At 73.3% G+C, this 23,216-nt stretch carries 15 protein-coding genes, 1 tRNA gene and 1 pseudogene; 10 read left to right on the forward strand and 7 right to left on the reverse strand.

Going from position 1 to position 23,216, the window contains the following annotated elements; all coding sequences use genetic code 11:
* The first annotated feature begins 92 nt into the window (after positions 1 to 92).
* The 3 genes from QWY29_RS01360 to QWY29_RS01370 all read left to right on the forward strand — a co-directional run bounded on the left by QWY29_RS01360 (position 93) and on the right by QWY29_RS01370 (position 7,138).
* A complete protein-coding gene (locus QWY29_RS01360) occupies positions 93 to 665 on the forward strand; it encodes a C40 family peptidase (RefSeq protein ID WP_300958858.1) in 573 nt (190 codons plus the stop codon).
* Between the two features lie 353 nt (positions 666 to 1,018).
* Positions 1,019 to 3,286: an immune inhibitor A domain-containing protein gene (locus QWY29_RS01365; protein WP_300958859.1), complete on the forward strand. Its 2,268-nt coding sequence runs from the start codon at positions 1,019 to 1,021 to the stop codon at positions 3,284 to 3,286.
* Positions 3,287 to 3,844: 558 nt separating this feature from the next.
* Entirely contained in the window at positions 3,845 to 7,138 is a 3,294-nt protein-coding gene (locus tag QWY29_RS01370; protein ID WP_300958860.1) for a DEAD/DEAH box helicase, read from the forward strand.
* Between the two features lie 36 nt (positions 7,139 to 7,174).
* On the opposite strand, the gene selB is transcribed toward QWY29_RS01370, so the two are convergent.
* Positions 7,175 to 8,950 carry a selenocysteine-specific translation elongation factor gene (selB, locus tag QWY29_RS01375; protein WP_300958861.1) on the reverse strand — a complete coding sequence of 592 codons (1,776 nt, stop codon included), beginning with the start codon at positions 8,948 to 8,950 and terminating at the stop codon, positions 7,175 to 7,177.
* Between the two features lie 2 nt (positions 8,951 to 8,952).
* Positions 8,953 to 10,266 carry an L-seryl-tRNA(Sec) selenium transferase gene (gene selA / locus QWY29_RS01380; RefSeq protein WP_300958862.1) on the reverse strand — a complete coding sequence of 438 codons (1,314 nt, stop codon included), beginning with the start codon at positions 10,264 to 10,266 and terminating at the stop codon, positions 8,953 to 8,955.
* Positions 10,267 to 10,405: 139 nt separating this feature from the next.
* Between selA and QWY29_RS01385 the strand changes: the two genes are divergently transcribed.
* A complete protein-coding gene (locus QWY29_RS01385) occupies positions 10,406 to 12,361 on the forward strand; it encodes a hypothetical protein (protein ID WP_300958863.1) in 1,956 nt (651 codons plus the stop codon).
* Between the two features lie 104 nt (positions 12,362 to 12,465).
* Here the strand turns inward: QWY29_RS01385 and QWY29_RS01390 are convergent, their stop codons facing one another.
* The 3 genes from QWY29_RS01390 to QWY29_RS01400 form a co-directional block, all read right to left on the reverse strand.
* Positions 12,466 to 13,347: an Ig-like domain-containing protein gene (locus QWY29_RS01390; protein ID WP_300958864.1), complete on the reverse strand. Its 882-nt coding sequence runs from the start codon at positions 13,345 to 13,347 to the stop codon at positions 12,466 to 12,468.
* A 102-nt stretch (positions 13,348 to 13,449) separates the two neighbouring features.
* Positions 13,450 to 14,079 carry an NADPH-dependent F420 reductase gene (locus QWY29_RS01395; RefSeq protein WP_300958865.1) on the reverse strand — a complete coding sequence of 210 codons (630 nt, stop codon included), beginning with the start codon at positions 14,077 to 14,079 and terminating at the stop codon, positions 13,450 to 13,452.
* Positions 14,080 to 14,260: 181 nt separating this feature from the next.
* Positions 14,261 to 14,355, reverse strand: a tRNA-Sec gene (locus QWY29_RS01400).
* 149 nt (positions 14,356 to 14,504) lie between these two features.
* Between QWY29_RS01400 and selD the strand changes: the two genes are divergently transcribed.
* Complete coding sequence (gene selD, locus QWY29_RS01405; protein ID WP_300958866.1) at positions 14,505 to 15,518, forward strand: selenide, water dikinase SelD; 1,014 nt, start codon at positions 14,505 to 14,507, stop codon at positions 15,516 to 15,518.
* Between the two features lie 44 nt (positions 15,519 to 15,562).
* On the opposite strand, the gene QWY29_RS01410 is transcribed toward selD, so the two are convergent.
* Positions 15,563 to 15,856 (reverse strand): winged helix-turn-helix domain-containing protein, encoded by a 294-nt coding sequence (locus QWY29_RS01410; RefSeq protein WP_300958867.1) that lies wholly within the window; start codon positions 15,854 to 15,856, stop codon positions 15,563 to 15,565.
* Positions 15,853 to 16,314 carry a hypothetical protein gene (locus QWY29_RS01415; RefSeq protein ID WP_300958868.1) on the reverse strand — a complete coding sequence of 154 codons (462 nt, stop codon included), beginning with the start codon at positions 16,312 to 16,314 and terminating at the stop codon, positions 15,853 to 15,855. Before QWY29_RS01415 ends, QWY29_RS01410 begins: the two co-directional genes overlap by 4 nt.
* Before the next feature lie 139 nt (positions 16,315 to 16,453).
* On the opposite strand from QWY29_RS01415, the gene QWY29_RS21285 reads away from it, so the two are divergent.
* The 5 genes and pseudogenes from QWY29_RS21285 to QWY29_RS01435 all read left to right on the forward strand — a co-directional run bounded on the left by QWY29_RS21285 (position 16,454) and on the right by QWY29_RS01435 (position 23,023).
* On the forward strand, positions 16,454 to 16,990 hold the full coding sequence (locus QWY29_RS21285; RefSeq protein ID WP_500684584.1) for a hypothetical protein: 537 nt from the start codon (positions 16,454 to 16,456) through the stop codon (positions 16,988 to 16,990).
* Between the two features lie 12 nt (positions 16,991 to 17,002).
* A pseudogene (fdh, locus tag QWY29_RS01420) lies at positions 17,003 to 19,726 on the forward strand (formate dehydrogenase); the annotation flags it as partial.
* Positions 19,723 to 20,676, forward strand: a complete 954-nt coding sequence (locus QWY29_RS01425; RefSeq protein WP_300958870.1) for a 4Fe-4S dicluster domain-containing protein — start codon at positions 19,723 to 19,725, stop codon at positions 20,674 to 20,676. The pseudogene fdh and the gene QWY29_RS01425, both read left to right, overlap by 4 nt.
* Positions 20,673 to 21,761 (forward strand): NrfD/PsrC family molybdoenzyme membrane anchor subunit, encoded by a 1,089-nt coding sequence (gene nrfD / locus QWY29_RS01430; protein ID WP_300958871.1) that lies wholly within the window; start codon positions 20,673 to 20,675, stop codon positions 21,759 to 21,761. The genes QWY29_RS01425 and nrfD overlap by 4 nt, the downstream gene beginning before the upstream one ends.
* 35 nt (positions 21,762 to 21,796) lie before the next feature.
* Positions 21,797 to 23,023 carry a fatty acid desaturase family protein gene (locus QWY29_RS01435; RefSeq protein ID WP_300958872.1) on the forward strand — a complete coding sequence of 409 codons (1,227 nt, stop codon included), beginning with the start codon at positions 21,797 to 21,799 and terminating at the stop codon, positions 23,021 to 23,023.
* Positions 23,024 to 23,216 lie beyond the last annotated feature (193 nt).

The following is a 23,216-nucleotide window of genomic DNA, read 5'->3' on the forward strand; positions in this document are numbered from 1 at the left end:
AGGGCTCGGGGTGGAGCCGAGCAGTGCTCGGCCGGGCACGGCGCCCGAACCCGACAGGACCACTTCCGCAGGCGATCGCCGAGGATCGACCCTTGAACCACGCCCTCACCGGCGCGCTGCTGCGTGCTCGTCTGCTGTTCGTCGCCCTGACCGCGGCTCTCACCCTGAGCCTCGCGGTCGGCGTCAGCCCGCTCTCGCCCACCGCCTCCGCGGCCCCGGCCGGCACCTCCGGCACCTCCGGCTCGTCCGCCGGCGGCGGCCAGGTAGCCCAGCAGGCCCCTGCGAAGAAGAAGACCCGCAAGAAGCGTCCCTCCCGCGGGGAGCGGCTGCTCCGCGTCGCCCGCCGGCAGAACGGCGACCGCTACGCCTGGGGCGCGGCCGGCCCGCACCGCTTCGACTGCTCGGGCCTGACCCAGTTCGTCTACCGCGTCGCCCTCGGCGAGCGGCTGCCGCACTCCTCCAGCGCCCAGGTCGGCCGGACCAAGCGGATCAGCCGCGCGGCCGCTCGCCCCGGCGACCTGGTGTTCTTCCACGACGGCGGCGGGGTCTACCACGTCGCGGTGTACGCCGGCGGCAACCGCATCTGGCACGCCCCCGGCTCGGGCAAGCGCGTCACCCGCGCGCAGATCTGGACGCGCAGCCACTTCTTCGGGCGGGTGCGCTGATCCTCGGCTGAGCTTCCTCCGACTGTCGGCCCCGGCGGGTCTCGAGACAGGCGCCAGCGCGCCTTCCTCGACCGGCCGGGGCCGCTGCGCGTCTCCCTCGACCGGCCGGGGTCGAGCCGTCTCCGGGCTCCCCCGAAAGGACGGGTGCGGAAGGGCGCTGACGTGCGGTAGAGGGCGTTGTGACGCCGCTGCGCGTTCGGTCTCGAATGCGTAACGAAGCCGGGTCGGGACGGTCCAGACCCTTCCGCACGACACCTCCCGGGTGGTCGGGTGACGCCGGCCGTGCCCCCGCGCGGCCTCTCGGAACCATCTCGGAGGAACACGTGAACAGAAGGACCACCAGCGTCCTCGGCGTGGCCGCAGCCCTCGGGCTCGCCGCCGCCGCCGTCGCAGGACCGGCCACGGCGACCCCGGCCGCCGATCCTGACGCCACCACCCACCAGACGGCCGGTCAGGCGAAGGCCGACGACCGTCCGGACCCGCTCGAGACCAAGCGTCGCGCCGGCAAGGCCCGGGCGACCGAGCTCGTCGTCACCGGCCAGGCCCAGCCGCAGGACCGGGGCGGCTCCGACGCCGTCAAGGTCGCCCCCGGCCAGTGGGTCGAGTACGGCACCCAGGAGACCGCGCAGCTGCTCTCCTTCCTCGTCGACTTCGGCGACCAGGTCGACCCCCGCTTCCCCGCCGAGGGCGCCGGCCCCCAGCACGACCAGATAGAGGAGCCGGCGGAGGGCGATAACAGCACCTACTGGCGCGAGACCTTCGACCGCTCGCACTTCATGGACATGTTCTTCAACGGGATGCCCGAGCAGGACGGCGCGTCGTTCCGCCAGGTGTACGACGAGATGTCCTCGGGCCGCTTCGACGTCGAGGGCGACGTCAGCGACTGGGTCACCGTCCCCTACGGCTCGGCCAGCTACGGCATGACCGAGTCCAACCAGGACATGACCCGCTTCATCTCCGACACCGCCACCGCCTGGCTGGAGTCCCAGCAGGCCGCCGGCAAGTCCGAGGCCGAGATCGCCGACTACCTGAAGCGCTTCGACGTGTGGGACCGCTTCGACCACGACGGCGACGGCGACTTCAAGGAGCCCGACGGCTACATCGACCACTTCCAGGCGATCCACGCCGGCGAGGGCGAGGAGGCCGGCGCACCCGAGTCGGCCATCTGGTCCCACCGCTGGGCCGTGCGGCCCACCGCCCCGGTCGGCCCGGCCGACGCGAAGTTCGGCGGCGTCCAGATCGGCGACACCGGCCTGTGGATCCGCGACTACACCACCGAGCCGGAGAACGGCGGCCTGGGCGTCTTCGCCCACGAGTTCGCCCACGACCTCGGCCTGCCCGACTACTACGACACCAACGGCGGGGAGAACGGCACCGCGTTCTGGACGCTCATGAGCTCCGGGTCCTGGCTCAGCCACGACGAGGAGGGCGCCATCGGCACCACGCCGAACTCCATGGGCCCGCACGAGAAGCTGCTCCTCGGCTGGCTCGACCACGCCACCGTCCGCGCCGGGCAGTCCGCCCAGGTCAAGCTCGGCCCCGCCTACCACGCGACCAAGTCGCCGCAGGCCGTGCTCGTCAACTTGCCCAACGGCTCCACCGAGACCGAGGTCGGCCCGGCCGCGACCGGCAGTCGCTACCTCTACTCCGGCAACGGGGACGACCGGAACGCCACGGCCACCAGCCCCGCGTTCACCGTCCCCGAGGGGGCCACGCTGACCGCGAAGGTCGACTACGAGATCGAGACCGACTGGGACTACGGCTACGCCGAGATCTCCACCGACGGCGGGTCGACCTTCACCCCGCTGGCGACCAACCTGTCCACCGAGACCGACCCCAACGGCCAGAACGACGGCCACGGGATCACCGGCACCTCCGCGGGCCAGTGGGTCGAGCTGAGCGCCGACCTGGCGGCGTACGCCGGCGAGCAGGCGCAGGTCCGCTTCCGGATGGAGAACGACGCGGCGTACCACGAGCTCGGCCTGAAGGTCGACGACGTCGCCGTGGGCTCCGCGCTCGCCACGGGCTTCGAGGATGGCGACGAGGCCTGGGAGCGCGACGGCTTCGTGCCGGTCGTGGACGGCTCCTACACCTCGGAGTACACCCACTACTACCTGGCGGAGAACCGGCAGTACGCCGGCTACGACACCACCCTCGCCGAAGGCCCGTACAACTTCGGCTGGGGCGTCTCGGCGCCCGACCAGGTGGAGCGGTTCCCGTACCAGAACGGCATGCTCGTCTGGTACGTCAACAGCCTCTTCGGTGACAACAACACCAGCCAGCACCCCGGTGCCGGGGAGGCCCTCCCGGTCGACGCCGACGCGGCCGCGCTGCGCTGGTCCGACGGCACGCTGGCCCGCAACCGGATCAGCTCCTTCGACGCCACCTTCGGCCTCGCCCGGACCGACGCGATCACCCTGCACCGGGAGGCCGCCGGCGGGATGACCACGCTCGCGGTGCCCTCGCGGCAGCAGTCGCCGGTCTTCGACGACACCGACCCGGACCGCTACTACGACCCCGCGAACCCGCAGGGCAGCGTCCGCGTCGCCGGCACCGGCACGACGATCCGCGTGGTGAACAGCAACGAGAAGCAGGGGTTCATGACCGTCCGGGTCAACTGACCACTTCTTCCCTGGGACGGGGTCCGGCGCTGCGGCGTCGGGCCCCGTCCTGCGTCCTGGTCCTGCGTCCTGGTCCAGACCGGTCGGGGGTGCGTGTAACGCGTGGGGCGGGTCGCGACAGGTGGAGGACGCAACACCCTTCCGGAACGCGGCCCGGCCTCGGTCCCCCTGTGGGGCCGGGCAGCGATCCACCTGGATGTGCACGAACGCCCGCCCGAGGTCCCCCGCTAGAGGGCGGGCGTTCGTGTGCTCGGGCTCCGTCGTCCACAGGCGCGGGCGCCGGGGCGCGGGTAGTCCGTGACGTTCCGCAGGTCGATCCGGCCGATCCGCCTGCCGACCGTCACGGACTACCCCGGCATCGGCCGGCGGTGACCAGCTCCGCACCCGGACGCGGCCGGCGAGGGAAGGAACCACCCCTCACCGAGCGTTGACCACCTGTCCGTGCCCGCTCCGGACGGCGGTCGTCCACAGGCCCGCCCGGGCGAAGGCGTCGATGTCGGCGCCCCGGGGGATGATCGTCGCGGACGAGGTTCGATCGCCGACGAGACAGGAGGGGCCGTGTCCCAGTCGCCACTGCCGGACCTGGACGAGTCGATGGTCGAGCTGTCCTTCGACCCCGGCACGCTCGGGCGGGCGCAGGCCTACGTCGGTGACGCGGTCGACGACATCACGGTGGTCAGCTCCGACGACGAGGAGGTCGTGCTGTCGGCGCGGGTCGACGGCACGTCGTTCCGCCCCTACGAGGTCGAGCTGTGCGCCGTGCGCACCGCGGGCCGCTGGCAGCTCTACAGCGACTGCACCTGCCCGGTCGGCGTGGGGTGCAAGCACGGCGCCGCCCTGGCGCTGACCGTCAGCCGGCAGCGTTCCTCGGCCGATGACAGCGGCCCGGTCTGGAGCGAGCGGCTCGGCCGCGTGCTCGACGAGCTCGACGCCGGGCCCGCCGACGGCCGGACCCAGGCCCTGGCGCTCGAGGTCTCCATCGACCGACCGGGGGAGCAGGACTCCTCCTCGCGCCGACGCGCACCGTCCTGGCAGGTGAAGACGGGGCGGCCGTCGCTGCGGATGCGCCCGCTGGGTGCCGGTGCTCGCGGCAAGTGGGTCAAGCGTGGTGTCGGCTGGGACGACCTGACCAAGGTCTCCTACTCCCGCACCCACGACCCCGACCAGCTCGCGCCGCTGCTCGAGCTCGCGGGCGCCCGGCGCTCGCCGTACTACTACGGGTCCGGCGAGTCCCCGCTCGACGACTTCGGCCCCGGTCTGTGGGCGATGCTCGGCCGTGCCGTCGCGACCGGCGTCGAGCTCGTCGGCGGCGCCGGCCTCACGTCGGTCACCGTGCTCGACCGCCCGCTGTCGCTGGCCGCGGAGCTGCACGCGGACGAGCGGGCCGGCGGTGGTGCCCGGATGACCCTGGGGGTCTGGCACGACGACCGGTTCTGGACCGGCGAGGAGCTCCTCGTCGTCGGCCAGCGCGGCCACGGCGTGGGCCTGCTCGACCAGGCGCGCGGGACCCTCGTGCTGGCGCCGCTGGACCGTCTCGTGCCGGAGCCGGTGCGTCGCCTCGTGGAGAACCCCGACCCGCTGCGCATCCCCGCCGACGAGGCGGGCGTCTTCGTCGAGACCCACCTGCCCCGCCTGCGCCGCCACCTCCCCGTCTCCTCCCGCGACGGCTCCGTGCCGGTGCCTGAGGAGCAGCCGCCCGTCCTGGTGCTCACCCTCGCCTGGAAGGGCCCCGGGACGGCCGAGGCGACGTGGGGCTGGAGCTACCGCACCGGCGACCGGGAGACCCGCACCGCGCTCGGGTCCGGTGCGTCCTCGGCCGCGGCGGTACGCCGCCCCGACCGCGAGCGCGCGCACCTCGCCCGCCTCGACCTGGGCGCGACCGCCGACGAGCTGCTCCGCGGCGACGACGGCGCGCTGGTCGAGCGGCAGCTGTTGCGCGGCAACCGCCTGCTGACCCTCGTCGGCGAGGTGCTGCCGGGCCTGCGCGACGACCCGCTGGTGGAGGTCGAGGACGTCGGCATCCAGCCCGACCACCGGGCCGCGGAGGGCGAGCCGGAGATCCGGTTCGAGCTGGCCGAGGAGGCCGAGGGTCGCGTCGACTGGCTCAACCTGCGGGTGGTCATCGACGTCGACGGCGAGCAGGTGCCGCTGTCGGCGCTGGTCGAGGCGATCACCGAGGCGCTGCGCCACGACGAGGACGTCGTCTTCCTGCCGAGCGGGCGACACCTGCCGGCCGACCACCCGGCGCTGCTGCGGCTCGCCGAGGCGGTCCGCGCGGCCGAGGAGCTCGCCGAGCGGCAGGACCCCGACTCCATCGGCGTCGGCACCGGCGACCTGGGCCTGTGGGGCGAGCTCGACGAGATCGGGGTCGTCGACGAGCAGGCGCGCCAGTGGGTCGACGCCGCGCAGGCGCTGCGCGGGCTCACCACCCTCCCCGAGATCGACCCGCCGGGGATGGCGAGCACGCTGCGGGAGTACCAGCTCGAGGGGTTCCGCTGGCTGGCCTTCCTCCACGACGCCGGCCTCGGCGGGATCCTGGCCGACGACATGGGCCTCGGCAAGACGCTGCAGACCCTGGCGCTGATCAGCCACGCACGCGCCGAGGGCGCCGGCCCGTTCCTGGTCGTCGCGCCGACGAGCGTCGTGCCGGGCTGGGTCCGCGAGGCCGCGATGCACGCCCCGGGGCTGGACGTCCGCGCGGTCACCGCGGGTCGCCGGCGCCGCGGCGAGGAGCTCAAGGACGTCATCGCCGGCGCGGACGTCGTCGTGACGACGTACACGCTGCTGCGCCTGGAGGCCGACGACTACGCCGCGATGCCCTGGGGCGGGCTGGTGCTCGACGAGGCGCAGCAGGTCAAGAACCACCAGGGCAAGACCTACCAGGCGGTGCGCCTCATCGACGCGCCGTTCCGGCTGGCGCTCACCGGCACGCCGTTCGAGAACCGGCTGATGGAGCTGTGGTCGCTGCTCTCGATCGTCGCGCCCGGGCTCTACCCGCACCCGCGGAAGTTCGCCGAGATCGTCGCCAAGCCGGTCGAGAAGCAGGGCGACGCGGCGGCGCTGCGCCGCTTCCGCACGCGGATCCGCCCGTTCCTGCTGCGCCGGACCAAGGAGCTCGTCGCCGCCGACCTGCCGCCCAAGCAGGAGCAGGTGCTCGACGTCGCGCTGGGCGCCAAGCACCGCAAGGTGTACGACGCGCACCTGCAGCGCGAGCGGCAGCACATCCTCGGCCTCATCCAGGACGACTTCGCCGCCAACCGGGTCGCGATCTTCAGCTCGCTGACCAAGCTGCGCCAGCTCAGCCTCGACCCCTACCTCGTCGACCCCGAGCTCGACGCGGTCGGCTCGGCCAAGATCGACCTGCTCGCCGACCACCTGCGCGAGCTCGCCGAGGAGGGCCACCGGGCGCTGGTGTTCAGCCAGTTCACCGGCTTCCTCGCCCGGGTCCGCGAGCGGCTCGACGTCGAGGGGATCGGCTACTCCTACCTCGACGGCAGCACGCGCGACCGGGACGCGGCGATCGAGGGGTTCCGCCAGGGCGACCACCCGGCGTTCCTCATCAGCCTCAAGGCCGGCGGCGTCGGGCTGACCCTGACCGAGGCGACCTACGTCTTCGTGCTCGACCCGTGGTGGAACCCCGCGACCGAGGCCCAGGCCGTCGACCGCGCCCACCGGATCGGGCAGCACTCGCCGGTCACCGTCTACCGCCTCGTCGCGACCGACACGATCGAGGAGAAGGTGATGGAGCTCAAGGCCCGCAAGGCCGCGCTCTTCGTCCAGGTGGTCGACGGCGACGGCGCGATGTCCGGCGCCGTCACCGCCGACGACGTCCGGGCGCTGCTCGAGGACTGAGGCGACCGGGTCGGCAGGGATTGGTCACCCGGCGAGTCACTCGGCGAGTCGGCGGCGGTCGTCGGGCAGCCGCCGGGTCCGGCCGGTGCGGTCGAGGTGCTCGAGCAGCGGCAGCACGACCCGCCGCGACGTGCCGAGTGCCTGCCGGGCCTCGCTGGTGGTGAACGGCTGGGGCAGCCCGCGCAGCCGCTCGACCGCGAGCGCGTCCGCGCCGGGCAGCAGCACGACCGCGGGCGCGAGGCGGAGCAGGCGGCCGGCCCTGGCCGCGGCGGCGGTACGCCGTGGGTCGAGGCCGAGGGCGGCGAGCCGGTCGGCGGGGGGAGCGGCGAACGGCTCGTCCGCGAGATCGTCGGCCAGCTCGGCCAGCGCCCGCTCCACCTCGGCCGGCAGGGCCGGACCCGCGTCCCCGACGACGACCCGCCCGCCCTGCAGGCGGGCCCCCTCGACCCGCGGCACCACGGCCGCGACGACCGCGGGCGGCACGCCCAGGCGGTCGGCCAACGACGTCGCCGGCACGCCGCGGTCGAGGGGATGGGCGGCGTCGTGCGAGCGGACCGCCTCGGCCACCTCCCGCGCCAGCGCGGCGGCCCGGGTGGCGGAGACCAGCATGCCGTCGGCGTCGACCGCGCCATCGGGGAGCGGCCCGGCCGGGACGCCGAGCCGCCGGAGCAGGTCCGCATCGACCAGGCCGCGCCGGTCGAGCTCGTCCGCGAGGTCAGGCTCGTGGCCCACGCCGGCAAGCACCCGCGCCCGCGCGGCGGCGGCGCCGCGGCGGTCGAGCGGCGGCGGCTCGGGGTCGAGCACGCGCACACCCCAGACCCGCCGCGAGCCGGGGTCGCGCAGCAGCGCCCGGTCGCCGACCCGCAGCGGCACCGGCCGCGGCAGGGTGAGCCGCAGGAGCGCGCCCTCGTCGCCGGCGAGCGGTCGGGCGCGCACCCCGAACGACGCCGCCCCGACGTGGAGCACCGGCCGCTCCGGCATCCGCCCCTCGCCGGTCACCCGCACGTCGACGGTGGTGACGGGGTGGAAGGCGGCGGGGGTGACCAGCACGCTGTCGCGGTCGACCCGGTCGAGGCCATCACCGGTCAGGTTGAGCGCCACGCGGGCCACGCCCGAGGCCGCGTCGACCCCGGCGCCGAGCGACTGGACGCCGCGCACGCGGACGGGCACGCCCGGACCACCGGCCCACAGCTCGAGGGTGTCGCCGCGGCGTACCGTCCCGGCCGGCAGGGTCCCGGTCACCACCGTGCCCGCGCCGGTGATGGTGAACCGCCGGTCGACCCACAGCCGCACGTCGGCGGCCGGGTCGGGCTGCGGCAGGCGGGCGACCAGCGCCGCGAGGTGGTCGCGCAGCTCGTCGAGGCCGGCGCCGGTGCGGGCGCTGACCGGCACCACCGGCGCGCCGGCGAGCGAGGTGCGGTCGACCTCGGCGCGGGCGCGCTCGGCCATCGGGCCGGGGTCGGCGAGGTCGGCGCGGGTGACGGCCACGACGCCGTGCGCGACCCCGAGCGCGTCGAGCGCGGCGAGGTGCTCGGCGGCCTGCGGCATCCACGGGTCGTCAGCGGCGACGACGAGCAGCGCGGCGGGGACCGGCCCGATGCCGGCGAGCATGGTGGTGACGAACCGTTCGTGGCCGGGCACGTCGACGAACGCGACCCGGTCGCCGGCGAGCTCGGTCCACGCGTAGCCGAGCTGGATCGACAGCCCGCGGGCGCGCTCCTCGGCGAGCCGGTCGGGCTCCATGCCGGTGAGGGCGTGGACAAGGGTGGACTTGCCGTGGTCGACGTGACCGGCGGTGGCGACGACGTGCACGCTCAGCCCACCACGCCGGCCGTGCGACGTACGACGGCGGCGACCCGCGCGTCGTCGGCCGGGTCGACCGCGACCAGGTCGAGCAGCAGCCGGCCGCGCTCGACGCGGCCCACCACCGGCAGCTCGGCGTCGGTGCGCAGCGGCTCGGCCAGCGTCGCGGGGAGGGCGACCGCGGCCGAGGGCAGGTCGACCCCGGGTGCCCCGCCGCCGCCGACGGCCGCGGTCGAGTCGACCGCCTCCGCGAGGGACCCGCCCACCTCGCCGATGGCCGAGGCCAGCGCCTCGGCGCGGGCCCGCAGCGCGATGGGGTCGGCGGCCAGCGCCGCGGCGACCGGCGGCACGGGCCCGGTCAGGGTCGCCTCCAGCGCGGCGAGGGTGAGCTTGTCGACGCGCAGCGCGCGGGCGAACGGGTGCCGGCGCAGCGACTCCACCAGGTCCGCCCGCCCGAGCAGCAGGCCGCACTGCGGCCCGCCGAGCAGCTTGTCGCCCGAGGCGGTCACCAGGTCCGCGCCCTCCCGGAGGGCGGCCGACGCGCTCGGCTCGTCGGGCAGCCGCGGGTGCGGCGCGAGCAGCCCCGACCCGATGTCGGCGACCACCGGCACCGGGAGCGTCGCGAGCTCGCGGACGGGGACGGAGGAGGTGAAGCCGCTGACGAGGAAGTTCGAGGGGTGCACCTTGAGCACGAACGCGACGTCGTCGTCGACCCCCGCCTCGTAGTCGGCCAGCCGCACCCGGTTGGTCGTGCCCACCTCGCGCAGCCGCGCGCCGACGGACTCCAGCAGCTCGGGGATGCGGAACCCGTCGCCGATCTCCACCAGCTCCCCGCGCGCGATCACCACGTCGCGGCCGGCGGCCATCGCGCAGGTGACCAGCGCCAGCGCGGCGGCACCGTTGTTGACGACGTGCACGCCGCCGGCGTCCGGCACGGCCGCGGCGAGGGCGGCCATCGTGTCGCGGCCGCGCCGGCCCCGCTGGCCGGTGGCCAGGTCGAGCTCGACGTCCGTCGCGCCGGCGGCCACGGCCAGCGCGTCGACGGCCGCGGGGGAGAGCGGTGCCCGGCCGAGGTTGGTGTGGACGACGACGCCGGTCGCGTTGACCACCCGCCGCAGCGAGACGGCGTGCGCCGGCAACGCGGCGTACGCCGCCGTCACGACGTCCTCGGGCGCCAGCTCGCCCGCGCGGCACCGGTCGAGGGCCTGCGTGACGACGCGCTTGACGATCACCTCGCCCAGGCGTGCCCGTGGCTCGGCGAGGAGCGGGTCGGCCAGCACCGCGTCCGTCCGCGGCGTACGTCGTCGGGGGTCCTCGCTGTGCACGCGGCCAGCATGCCCGAGACACCAGCACAGGGGTGCCGCCGCCGTCCTCCCCAACTTCGATGAGCCGCGTCTATCGGCGGTCGATCGGCGCGGGATCGGACGCACGCTGGCCGTTCCCCCTACCGAAGGCAGGTCCTCCATGAACCGTGGACTCCTCGCCGCCGTCGCACTCTCCCTCGGGTGCGGCTTGCTCGGCGCCTCGCACCACCTCGCCACCGCTGATGTCCCGGGCGGGACGGTGGTCCGCACCACCCCCGTCGCCGGGACCCCCCACATCCTCGACGGACGGGTCTTCGCCGTGACCCGGGTCGGCAACACGGTCATCCTCGGCGGCAGCTTCACGCGCGTCCGCAACGAGGGCAGCAACACCGAGGTCGTCCGCAACGGCCTCGTCGCGCTCGACGCCAACACCGGGCAGGTCAGCCCGGTGTTCAACCCCAACCCCGGCACCAGCGTCACCTCCCTGCTGCCCGCGGCCGACGGCACGAGCGTGTACGTCGGCGGCGGGTTCACCTCGATCAGCGGTGCCACCCGGGCCCGCGTCGCCCGGATCCGGGTCGCCGACGGCGCCGTCGTCCCGACGTTCAACGCCGGGACGATCAACGGCAACGTCCGCGACATGGCGCTGCGCAACGGACGGCTGTGGATCGCCGGCGCCTTCACCCACGTCGCCGGCCGCTCGCAGCCCGCGCTGGCGACGCTCGACCCGGACACCGGTGCGTACCTCCCCTACATGGGCCTCCGCGTCGCCGGCACCCACCGCGGCAGCGGCGTGACGCAGGTGCTGAAGATCGACACCACCGCCGACGGCTCCCGGCTGGTGGCGGTCGGCAACTTCGACACCCTCCAAGGCGTGCGGAACCACCAGCTCCTGATGCTCGACACGTCCGGGGCCAGCGCCCAGCCGGCGACGTTCCGCACCGGCTTCTACCTCACGCCGTGCTCCTCGGCCTTCGACACCTACATGCGCGACGTGGCGTTCTCCGACGACGACTCGTTCTTCGTGGTCACCACGACCGGGGCGTACGGCGGCTCGACCGGCGCCTGCGACACCACGGCGCGCTTCGAGACCCGCACGGTCTCCACCGACGCGCCGCCGTCGTGGATCAACCACACCGGCGGCGACACGACGTACGGCGTGGAAGTCACCCCGGCGGCGGTGTACGTCGGCGGGCACCAGCGCTGGCAGAACAACCCGTTCGCCGGTGACCGGGCCGGCCCCGGTGCGGTGTCCCGCGAGGGGATCGCCGCGCTCGACCCGGTCAACGGGCTCCCGCTGAGCTGGAACCCGGGTCGCGACAAGGGCGTCGGCGTCTTCGACTTCCTCTTCGACGACCGTGGCCTGTGGGTCGCCTCGGACACCACCCGCATCGCCGGGCAGCTGCGCAGCCGGATCGCGCTGCTGCTCAAGGACGGGGCGACCCGGCCGACCATCAGGACGCCGCTGCTGCCCAACGACGTCTACACCGGCGGGTCCACGGCCGCGCTGACCGGGCTGCTGAAACGGCGCTACGACGGCGCCGTCGCCGGCGCCGTGCAGGACCCGCCGGACGGCGGCATCAACTGGTCCACCGTGCGCGGGGCGTTCATGGTCAACGGCGTGCTCTACCTCGGCCAGTCCGACGGGTCGTTCACCCGGCGCACCTTCAGCGGAACGAGGTTCGGCGGTGCGCAGGTGGTCAACACCTCCGACCTGATCGTCCGGCTGGCCGCCTGGCACGACGAGGTGGCGGTGATGACCGGGATGTTCCTCGACGACAACCGGGTCTACTTCACCCTCACCGGCGACCCGAACCTCTACTACCGCTACTTCACCCCGGAGAGCGGTGTCGTGGGGGCGCAGCGGTACGTCGCCGGCACCGGCGTCGCCGGGCTCGACCTGCGCCAGGCGCGCGGGATGTTCCTCGCCGGGTCGCAGGTGTACGTCGCCACCAGCACCGGCACCCTCGTCCGCGTGGACTGGCAGCGCGGCGGCGCCTCGGGCCGGCTCGTCGCCGGCACCGCGACCACGGTCTCCGGGCCGACCCTCGACGGGCAGACCTGGGGTGGGCGCGCGATGTTCCTCTTCCAGAACGCCACCGGCGGTGGTGCCTGACCGCGGCAGCCCGATGACGACGAACGCCCGGCCGGATGACCCGGCCGGGCGTTCGTGCTGTTCGTGCTGTGCTGCTGGTGGTGCGTCGCCCCGGAGGGCTCAGGTCACTTCTTGACGGTGACGGTGACCTTGCCGGTGGCGGCGGCCACGCTGGGGTTGTTGCCGTACTTCAGGGTCAGCTTGTTCTTGCCGACGGGGAGCTTGGCGACCTTGACGGTGGCCTTGCCGTTCTTGACGTTGGCCGAGCCGACCTTCTTCTTGCCCTTGAGGACGGTGACCTTGCCGCCGGTCACGGCGCCGGCGTCGGCGGTGACGGTGACCTTGACGGCCGCCTTCTTGCCCTTCTTGGCCTTGACGTTCTTCGCGGCGACCGCGGAGTTGGTCTGCTTGTTGAGCTTGATCGTGCCGAGCGAGCCGGCCGCCTGGCCCTCGGCGAGGGTGCACGGGACCGGGACGTTCTGACCGTTGGCGTTCGCCGTGATCGTGAAGGCCTGCGGCAGCTTGACGTCGTAGGAGCCCGGCTTCGGGGTGCTGAAGGCCTTGACGGTGCCGGCGGCGTTCCACTTGGTGGCGCCGTCGGTGGTCTCGAACGGGCCGGCGACGGGGGCCGGGACCGTGGCGGAGCCGAGCGAGAAGCCGAAGTCGTCGGACTTGGCGTCCTTGATGCCGAAGCCGTTGATGACGGCGGCGACCTCGGCGGGGACCTGCGCGACGACGGACACGGCGAGGTTGCTGGCGAGCGCGTCCGGCACGGAGGCGCCGGCCCAGAACTCACCGGGGAGGCCGCCGTTCACGGTGACCGGGAAGTCGCCGGAGAAGATGTTGGCCGGCGCGGTGCAGGTGTAGGTCGTCGTCGCCTCGGCGGCGTTCGCCGAGGTGGCGGTCGCGCCCACGAGGGCGGTGCCGGCGACAGCGGCGGAGGTGGCGGCCACGGCGAAGCGGCGAGCGGTGCGGTTGATCATGAAGAGGGTCCCTCCCAGGAACATCGGTCTACTGCGCAGTAGCGCCCGCTGATCGTAGACCCGATCCGTGAGGCACGTCTCATCAGCGCCGAAACCCGTGCGATCGCCCGACGCCGGCCACGGGTGTCAGCCCTGCGCGACCAGCTCGCGGGTGGCGTCGGCGCCGACCTCCGCGCCGTACGCCGGCTTGTCGCGGTCGAACCGGCGACCCTCGACGAGCGGGCCCGCGTCGACGACGTCGAAGCCGAAGGAGTCGACGAGCCCCGTGACGACCTGCTTGGCCGCAGCGTCGTCGCCCGCGATCGGGATGGCGCGGCGGGCGGGGTCACCCGTGGGCTTCGCAGCGTCGACGATGTGGGCGGCCTGGATCGCGTTGAAGGCCTTGACGACCTTCGAGGCGGGCAGGTGGGCCGCCAGCCGCTCGCTGGGGGAGTCCTCGCCGGCGTCGATCGCCGCGTCGTGGCCGTCGCGCTCGAAGTAGTAGTTGTTGGTGTCGATCACGACCTTGCCGGCCAGCGGCTCGACCGGCACCTGGTCGACCGCGTGGAACGGGATCGTGACGACGACGACCTCGCCCGCCTCCGCCGCCTCCTGCGCGGTCGCGGCGCGGGCCCGGTCGCCGAGCTCGGCGACGATGTCGGCCAGGGTCTCGGGGCCGCGCGAGTTGCTGAGCACGACGTCGTACCCCTGGGCGACCGCCTGCTTCGCGATCGCCGTGCCGATGTTGCCGCTGCCGATGAGTCCGATGGTGGTCATGGTGGGCCCAGCGCGGCCGGCGGCTGTTCTGTTCCCCGGCGGTGCTCCCGGGGCGGGCTCTCGGGCGGGCTCTCGGGCGGGCTCTCGGGCGGGCTCTCGGGCGGGCTTTCGGGCGGGCTCTCGGGCGGGCTTTCGGGCGGGCTCTCGGGCGGGCTCTCGGGCGGGGTCGTGACGTGAGGTCTGGCGGAGGCGGACGGGAATCGAACCCGCCTGACCGAGATGCTCGGCCACTACGGTTTTGAGGACCGCGCCCGTCACCAGACGAGGAACGCCTCCGCCGCGATCCTAGGCCCCGCCACCCGGACATATCGGGGCAGTCCTGCACATATCGGGGGAGATCTGCCCCGATATGTGCAGGAGTCACCGGTTAACCGGTGACCCCGACACCCCCAGCCCCGCATGGCGCGCGGGCTAGGTTCGGGGCCATGACGACGTCGGTGGCAGCAGGGATCCGGTTGACGCAGTTCGCGTCGGGTGGCGGGTGCGCGTGCAAGGTGCCGCCGGGGGAGCTGGAGCGGGTGCTGGGGGACCTGTCGAGCGGCCGGGCCGACCAGGACGCGACGGGTGACCTGCTGGTCGGGCTCGACCACGGTGACGACGCGGCGGCGGTGCGGATCGACGGCGAGCGGGCGGTCATCGCGACGACCGACTTCTTCACGCCGGTGGTCGACGACGCCTACGACTTCGGGCGGATCGCAGCGACGAACGCGCTCTCCGACGTGTACGCGATGGGCGGCGAGCCGCTGGTGGCGCTCAACCTGCTGGCGTGGCCGCGGGACCGGATCCCGTTCGAGGTGGCGGCGGAGGTGCTGCGCGGCGGCGCCGACGTGTGCCGCGCGGCCGGCGCGCACCTCGCGGGCGGGCACAGCATCGACGACCCCGAGCCGAAGTACGGCCTGGGCGTCACCGGCCTCGCCCACCCCGACAAGCTGCTGCGCAACGACGCCGCGCGCGCCGGCGTACCGCTGACGCTGACCAAGCCGATCGGCCTCGGCGTGCTCAACAACCGCCACAAGGCGACCGGCGAGGTCTTCCAGCACGCGATCGACGTGATGACGACGCTCAACCGCGACGCCTCCCGCGCGGCCGTCGCTGCCGGGCTGAGGGCGGCCACCGACGTGACCGGCTTCGGCCTGCTCGGCCACCTGCACAAGATGGCCCGGGCGAGCGGGGTGACGGCGGTCGTCGACGCGAGCGCCGTGCCGTACGTCGAGGGGGCGCGCGAGGCGCTGCGCGACGGGTTCGTCCCCGGCGGCAGCCGCCGCAACCTCGACTGGGTCCGCCCGTTCCTCGAGGCCGGCGTCGACGAGGACGAGCTCGTCCTGCTCGCCGACGCGCAGACCTCCGGCGGCCTGCTGGTCGCCGGCGAGCTGCCCGGCCACCCGGTCGTCGGCGAGCTCGTGCCCGCCCGCGACGGCGTCACGGTGCAGGTGCGCTAGCCCCTGGGTCAGCCGCTGGGTCAGCCGCTGGGTCAGCCGCTGGGTCAGCCGCCGAGGATCGCGGTCAGCGCCTTGCGGTGCCGGGAGTACGCCGCGCGGCCGGCGCGGGTGATGCGGTACGACGTGGTGCCGCCGCGGCCGCGTCCGTCCTTGCTGACCGAGACGTAACCGGCCTTCTCCAGCGCCGACATCTGCTTGGACAGGTCGGAGTCACTGACCTGCAGGTGCTCGCGCAGGAACGGGAACGTCACGGTGCTCGCCGTCGACAGGACCGCCATCGCGGCGAGCCGCTTGGGCGCGTGGATCACCGGGTCGAGCTCGTCGAGCCCCCCGGTCACGAGAGCCGGTCCCGCACGCGCGCTGCGGCGGCGGCGTACGACTGCTCGTGCAGCCACAGCCCGGCGGTCGCGAGCAGGAACATCAGCGCCGAGGCCCAGCCCCACCCGGCCTGCGCGCCGGTCCACCACACGACGCCGAGGACGACCGCGGCGCCGACGAAGTACAGCGCGAACATCGAGCCCATGCCGCGGGGGGCGCGGCGCAGGACCGACGGCATGGCGCCGCGGTAGCGGGCGTACCACCCGCAGAACGCGCCGAGCGCCCCGAGCAGCACCACGATCAGCGCGATCGCGACCGGCAGGTGGTCCTCGGTCAGGCCCTGAACGCCGGTCAGTCCGGCGAACCAGGCGCCGGCAGCGGGGAAGTACCACCCCGGCGTGGGCGGGTAGTCGACGTACGGCGCGGCCTCGGCGCGCTCCAGGTCGCGGAGGAGGTCGGCGTGCGGATTGTTTTCCATGTTGGAAAGTTATCCGATCGCTTTCCAGGTTGGCAAGTGGTCGACCCGGCGAGGTGAGTGGGATTGGTTGTCGGAGGGCCGGGGTACTGTCGCGGCACCGAGGGAGGTGGACGTGGCGAAGGTGAACCTGGGATGGCCGGTGCTCCGGCAGCTCCTCGGGTCCGACGTGCTCGGCCGCGGCGTCGCCGCGCGGTCCAAGCAGACCGACGCCACCACCGCCCGCACCGAGACCGCCGACCGCGTCGCCAAGAGCGTCTGCCCCTACTGCGCCGTCGGCTGCGGGCAGCAGGTCTTCGTCAAGGACGAGCAGGTCATCCAGATCGAGGGCGACCCCGACAGCCCGGTCAGCCGGGGCCGGCTGTGCCCGAAGGGCTCGGCCAGCAAGAACCTCGTGACCAGCGAGCTGCGCCAGACCAAGGTCCGCTACCGCCGTCCCTTCGGGACCGAGTGGGAGGACCTCGACCTCGACGTCGCGATGGAGATGATCGCCGACCGGGTCGTCAAGGCGCGCAACGACACCTGGCAGGACCTCGACGACCAGGGCCACAAGGTCCGGCGCGCGATGGGCATCGCCAGCCTCGGAGGGGCGACCCTCGACAACGAGGAGAACTACCTCATCAAGAAGCTCTTCACCGCGATGGGCGCCATCCAGATCGAGAACCAGGCGCGGATATGACACTCCGCCACGGTCCCCGGTCTGGGGACCTCGTTCGGGCGCGGCGGCGCCACAGGCTTCCTCCAGGACCTGTCCAACGCTGACTGCATCATCATCCAGGGCTCCAACATGGCCGAGGCCCACCCGGTGGGCTTCCAGTGGGTCATGGAGGCGAAGGCCCGTGGGGCGAAGGTCATCCACGTCGACCCGCGGTTCACGCGGACCAGCGCGCTCGCGGACACGTTCGTGCCGCTGCGCGTCGGGACCGACATCGCGTTCCTCGGCGGGATCATCAACTACGTCCTGAGCAACGAGCTGGACTTCCGCGAGTACGTCGTGGCGTACACCAACGCCGCGACCATCGTCAGCGACCAGTACGTCGACACCGACGACCTCGACGGGCTGTTCTCCGGCTTCGACCCGGAGACCCGCACCTACGACGCGGAGTCGTGGCAGTACGCCACGCAGGAGAAGGACGGCGGGGACCGGCAGGACCACGAGACCCAGCGCGAGACCGCGTCGGGCATGCAGCACGAGACGCACGGCATGAGCGTCGACGACGACGTGCTCCGCGACGAGACGCTGCAGCACCCCAACTGCGTCTACCAGGTGCTCAAGCGGCACTTCTCCCGCTACACCCCCGAGGTCGTGGCGCAGACGTGCGGCGTCAGCGAGGAGCAGTTCCTCGAGGTGTGCGAGGCGTGGACGCAGAACTCCACGCGCGACCGCACCACCGCGCTCGTCTACAGCGTCGGCTGGACCCAGCACAGCGTCGGCGTGCAGTACATCCGCACCGGCGCGATCCTCCAGCTGCTGCTCGGCAACATGGGCCGGCCCGGCGGCGGGATCATGGCGCTGCGCGGCCACGCCAGCATCCAGGGCTCCACCGACATCCCGACGCTGTTCAACCTGCTGCCCGGCTACCTGCCGATGCCCAACGCCGCGGACCACCAGAGCCTCGAGCAGTGGATCGACGCGACCCGCAACCCCGGTGCGAAGGGCTTCTGGTCCAAGGCCGACGCCTACAGCATCAGCATGCTCAAGGCGTGGTGGGGCGAGCACGCCACCGCCGACAACGACTACTGCTTCGACTACCTGCCGCGCATCACCGGCGACCACGGCACCTACCGCACCGTGCTCGACATGATCGACGGCAAGGTCAAGGGCTACTTCCTGCTCGGGCAGAACCCCGCCGTCGGCTCCGCGCACGGCAAGGCGCAGCGGCTCGGCATGGCCAACCTCGACTGGCTGGTCGTGCGCGACCTGTTCGAGATCGAGAGCGCGACCTTCTGGAAGGACTCCCCGGAGGTCGCGACCGGCGAGATCGTGCCCGAGGAGTGCCGCACCGAGGTCTTCCTGCTGCCCGCCGCCTCCCACGTGGAGAAGGAGGGCACCTTCACCCAGACCCACCGGATGCTCCAGTGGCGCGAGAAGGCCGTCGAGCCGCCGGGCGACTGCCGCAGCGAGCTGTGGTTCTTCTTCCACCTGGGCCGGATGATCCGCGAGCGGCTCGCCGGCTCCACCGACGAGCGCGACCGCCCGCTGCTCGAGCTGACCTGGGACTACCCCCTGCTCGGGGAGACCCAGGACCCCGACGCCGAAGCCGTGCTGAAGGAGATCAACGGGTACGACGTCGCGACCGGCCGCCCGCTGTCGACCTTCACCGAGATGGAGACCGACGGGTCGACCGCCGGCGGCTGCTGGATCTACACCGGCGTGATGAAGGACGGCGTCAACCAGGCCGCCCGCCGCAAGCCCGGCCGCGACCAGGACTGGGTCGCCGCCGAGTGGGGCTGGACCTGGCCGGCCAACCGCCGCACGCTCTACAACCGCGCGTCGGCCGACCCCGAGGGCCGCCCGTGGAGCGAGCGCAAGGCCTACGTCTGGTGGGACGAGGAGCAGCAGCGCTGGGCCGGCCACGACGTGCCGGACTTCGAGGTGACCAAGCCGCCGTCGTACCGCCCGGACCCAGGGGTCGACGGGATCGACGGCATCGCCGGCGACGACCCGTTCATCATGCAGGGCGACGGGAAGGGCGGGCTCTACGTCCCGCAGGGGCTGCTCGACGGCCCGCTGCCGACGCACTACGAGCCGGTCGAGTCGCCGTTCCGCAACCCGATCTACGGCCAGCAGGCCAACCCGACGCGCAAGGAGTACCCGCGCCAGGACAACCGGATGAACCCCAGCCCGCCCGAGCATGGCAGCGAGGTCTTCCCCTACGTCTTCACCACCAGCCGGCTCACCGAGCACCACACGGCCGGCGGCATGAGCAGGTACGTCGCCCGGCTGGCCGAGCTGCAGCCGGAGATGTTCATCGAGGTCAGCCCGGAGCTCGCCGGCGAGCGCGGGCTGGAGAACGGCGGGTGGTGCCACGTCGTGACCGCCCGTGCCGCGATCGAGGCGCGGGTGCTCGTGACCGAGCGGATGACCCCGCTGCGGGTCGAGGGGCGCACCGTCCACCAGGTGTGGCTGCCCTACCACTGGGGCACGGGTGGCCTGGTGACCGGCGACTCCGCCAACGACCTGCTGGGCATCTCGCTCGACCCCAACGTGCTGATCCAGGAGAGCAAGGTGGGCACCTGTGACGTCCTTCCCGGCCGCCGTCCGACCGGTCGCGCGGTGCTCGACCTCGTGACCACCTACCAGGAGCGCGCGGGCATCCTCGGCGACCGCACGGTCCCCATCGTCACCACCGGCCCCGGCGCCGCGGGTGACGACGAGGGCGACCCGACCGGCGGGGGAGGCGGGGCCTCGTGAGCTGGACGATCAGCGAGAACTCCTTCTGGGGACCGCTCGACCCCGCGGCCGACGCGGGCTACGACGAGGACCGGCCCAAGCGCAAGGGCTTCTTCACCGACACCAGCATCTGCATCGGGTGCAAGGCGTGCGAGGTCGCCTGCAAGGAGTGGAACGACGTCCCGGCCGACCACTTCGACATGACGGCGACGTCGTACGACAACAGCCACTCGCTCAACGCCAACCAGTGGCGCCACGTCGCGTTCATCGAGCAGCCCAAGCGGCTCGGTGACCAGGACCCGGGCCTGCGCGGCACCGCCGGGTCGGTCGACCTCGGCATGCCGGCGATGGGTCCGCAGGGCAGCGAGAGCCCGGAGGACAAGCCGGACTTCCGCTGGCTGATGTCCTCCGACGTGTGCAAGCACTGCACCCACGCGGCGTGCCTGGACGTGTGTCCGACGGGCTCGCTGTTCCGCACCGAGTTCGGCACGGTCGTGGTGCAGGACGACATCTGCAACGGGTGCGGGTACTGCGTACCCGCCTGCCCCTACGGCGTCATCGAGCGGCGCAAGTCCCCCGACGGCGCCAAGAACGTCGGCATCGCGCAGAAGTGCACGCTCTGCTACGACCGCCTCGACGCCGGCAAGGTCCCGGCCTGCGCGCAGGCCTGCCCCACGCAGTCGATCCAGTACGGCGACGTGGAGGAGCTCCGCGAGCGCGCGAACAAGCGGGTCGAGACGCTGCACGAGGCCGGCGTCATGGACGCGCGGCTCTACGGCAACGACCCCCACGACGGCGTCGGCGGCGCCGGGGCCTTCTTCCTGCTGCTCGACGAGCCGGAGGTCTACGGCTTCCCGCCCGACCCGGTCGTCACCACCAAGGACCTGCCCGCGATGTTCAACCGGGCGACCGCGGCCGCAGCGACGCTGCTGGCCGGAGCGGCCCTGGCGTTCCTGGGGAGGCGCGGATGAGCGCGGACCCGGGCCCCCAGACCGGCGCGGAGATCGGGGCGACCCCCGGCTCGGCCGGTGGCCGGACCACGAAGCGGCGCGGCCGCGGAGGTGGTCGCGGCGGGGACCGGTCGATGGTGCCCGAGGCGGAGTTCACCTCCTACTACGGCCGGCCGATCGTCAAGCCGTCGCCGTGGGAGGCCGACATCCCGGCGTACCTCTTCGCCGGCGGGCTCGCCGCCGGGTCCTCGCTCCTCGCCGCCGGCGCCGACCTGACCGGCCGCCCCGCGATGCGTCGGTCGGGCCGGATCACCGCCCTCGGGGCGCTCGGGTTCTCGATGGTGGCCCTCGTGCACGATCTCGGCACGCCGAGCCGGTTCTACAACATGCTGCGGGTCGCGAAGCTGACCTCGCCGATGTCGGTCGGCACCTGGATCCTCTCGGCCTACGGCCCCTTCGCCGCCGGGGCTGCCGGCGCCGAGGTGGTCCGGATGCTGCCGCCGCGGTGGCGCACCCAGGGCCTGCTCAAGCTCGTGCCGTACGTCGAGCGACCGGCCGGCGTGGTCGCCGCGGTGGTCGCGCCGGCCGTCGCGTCGTACACCGCCGTCCTGCTCTCCGACACCGCCACGCCGTCGTGGCACTCGGCCTACCGTGAGCTGCCGTTCGTCTTCGTCGGCTCGGCCGCCGCCGCGTCCGCGGGGATGGCGATGATCACCGCGCCCGTCGCCGAGACCGGGCCGGCCCGCCGGTTCGCCGTCGCGGGTGCCGTGCTCGAGCTCGCCATGGAGCACCGCATGGAGCGGTCCATGGGCATCACCGCCGAGCCGCTCCACGAGGGCACGGCAGGTCGGCTCATGCGGGCCGCCAAGGCGCTCACCGTCGCCGGCGCCGCCGGCACCGTGCTGGCGGGTGCCACCCGCAGCCGGGCGCTGTCGGTGCTCTCCGGGGCCGCGCTCCTGGCGGGCTCCGCGTGCACGCGGTTCGGGGTGTTCGAGGCCGGCCAGGCCTCGGCGAAGGACCCGAAGTACACCGTCGTCCCGCAGCGCGAGCGGCTCGAGCGCGAGGGCCCGGTCCGCCACCCGGATGGTGAAATCCCGACCCGGTGAGCCTTGCCTCACCGCCCATCGGGCACCGTAGGTGCATGACGACCGTGATCCGGGACGACCTGACGACCGCCCCGCCCGCGTCCGCGGGTTCTCCGGGGACCAGCACCGGGACGGCGGTCGAGAAGGTCTACCCCGGCGGGCTGACCGCCGCGCAGGTCGAGGAGATCGGCCGTGAGCTCGACGCGATCCGCCAGGAGGTCCTCGACGACCGCGGCGAGGTCGACGCGGCGTACATCCGTCGGGTCATCCGCGCCCAGCGCGCGCTCGAGCTCGGCAGCCGCGTCGTGCTGCTCGCCGCCGGCCGCAACAAGCTCGCCTGGGTGATCGGCACCGTCGGGCTCACCACGGCCAAGGCGCTGGACAACATGGAGATCGGCCACAACGTCCTGCACGGTCAGTGGGACTGGATGCGCGACCCGAAGATCCACTCGTCCACCTGGGACTGGGACCACGCGTCGCCGGCCGCGCAGTGGAAGCGGGCCCACAACGAGGTCCACCACCGCTACACCAACATCCTCGGCCGCGACAACGACCTCGGCTACGGCATCCTCCGCGTCGACGAGGCCCAGCCGTGGCGGCCCCGCCACCTGATCCAGCCGGCGTGGAACTTCGTGACCGCGTGCATCTTCGAGTACGGCATCGCGATGTACGACCTCGACTTCGGCGAGCACCTGCGCGCGAAGAAGAAGATGCCGCCCGAGAAGCGCGCCGAGGTCGTCACCGCGCTGCACAAGGTCCGCAAGCAGGTCACCAAGGACTTCGTCGTCCACCCGCTGCTGAGCGGCAAGGGCTGGAAGGCGACGCTCGCGGCCAACGCCGTCGCGACGCTGTCGCGCAACATCTGGAGCCACTCGGTGATCATGTGCGGCCACTTCCCCGAGGGCGTGGAGACCTTCGAGGAGGCCGAGCTCGACGAGCACGAGACCCGCGCCCAGTGGTACCTGCGCCAGATGCTCGGCTCGGCCAACATCTCCGGCTCGGCGTTCATGCACCTGATGACCGGCAACCTGTCGCACCAGATCGAGCACCACTGCTTCCCCGACCTGCCGAGCCGCCGCTACGGCCAGATCGCGCCCCGGATGCGTGAGATCTTCGACCGCTACGGCCTCTCCTACAACGCCCGCCCGCTGCCCCAGCAGGTCGCCAGCGCCTGGCACAAGGTCCTCCGGCTCTCGCTGCCCAACGGCTGGCTGGCCGAGACCAACCGCCGCAACCTCGGCAGCCAGCTGCGCAAGCTCACCCGCGCCGAGCTCACCGCCTGAGCCTCTCGCTCGGTCGTCCTCCCTGGTCGCTGTTGCGGGCCTGGGTAGTCCGTGACGTCCGGCAGGCGATCCGGCTCGAATCACCTGCGGAACGTCACGGACTACGCCGGGGCCCGGCGCGAGCTGTGGAGAACGGAGTGGGAACCCGGCCGGCGGCGCGCCGGATGTGACCCAGGCCACACGGGTACGGGAT

Source organism: Nocardioides abyssi (assembly GCF_030412915.1).
Taxonomy (GTDB): Bacteria; Actinomycetota; Actinomycetes; order Propionibacteriales; family Nocardioidaceae; genus Nocardioides; species Nocardioides abyssi.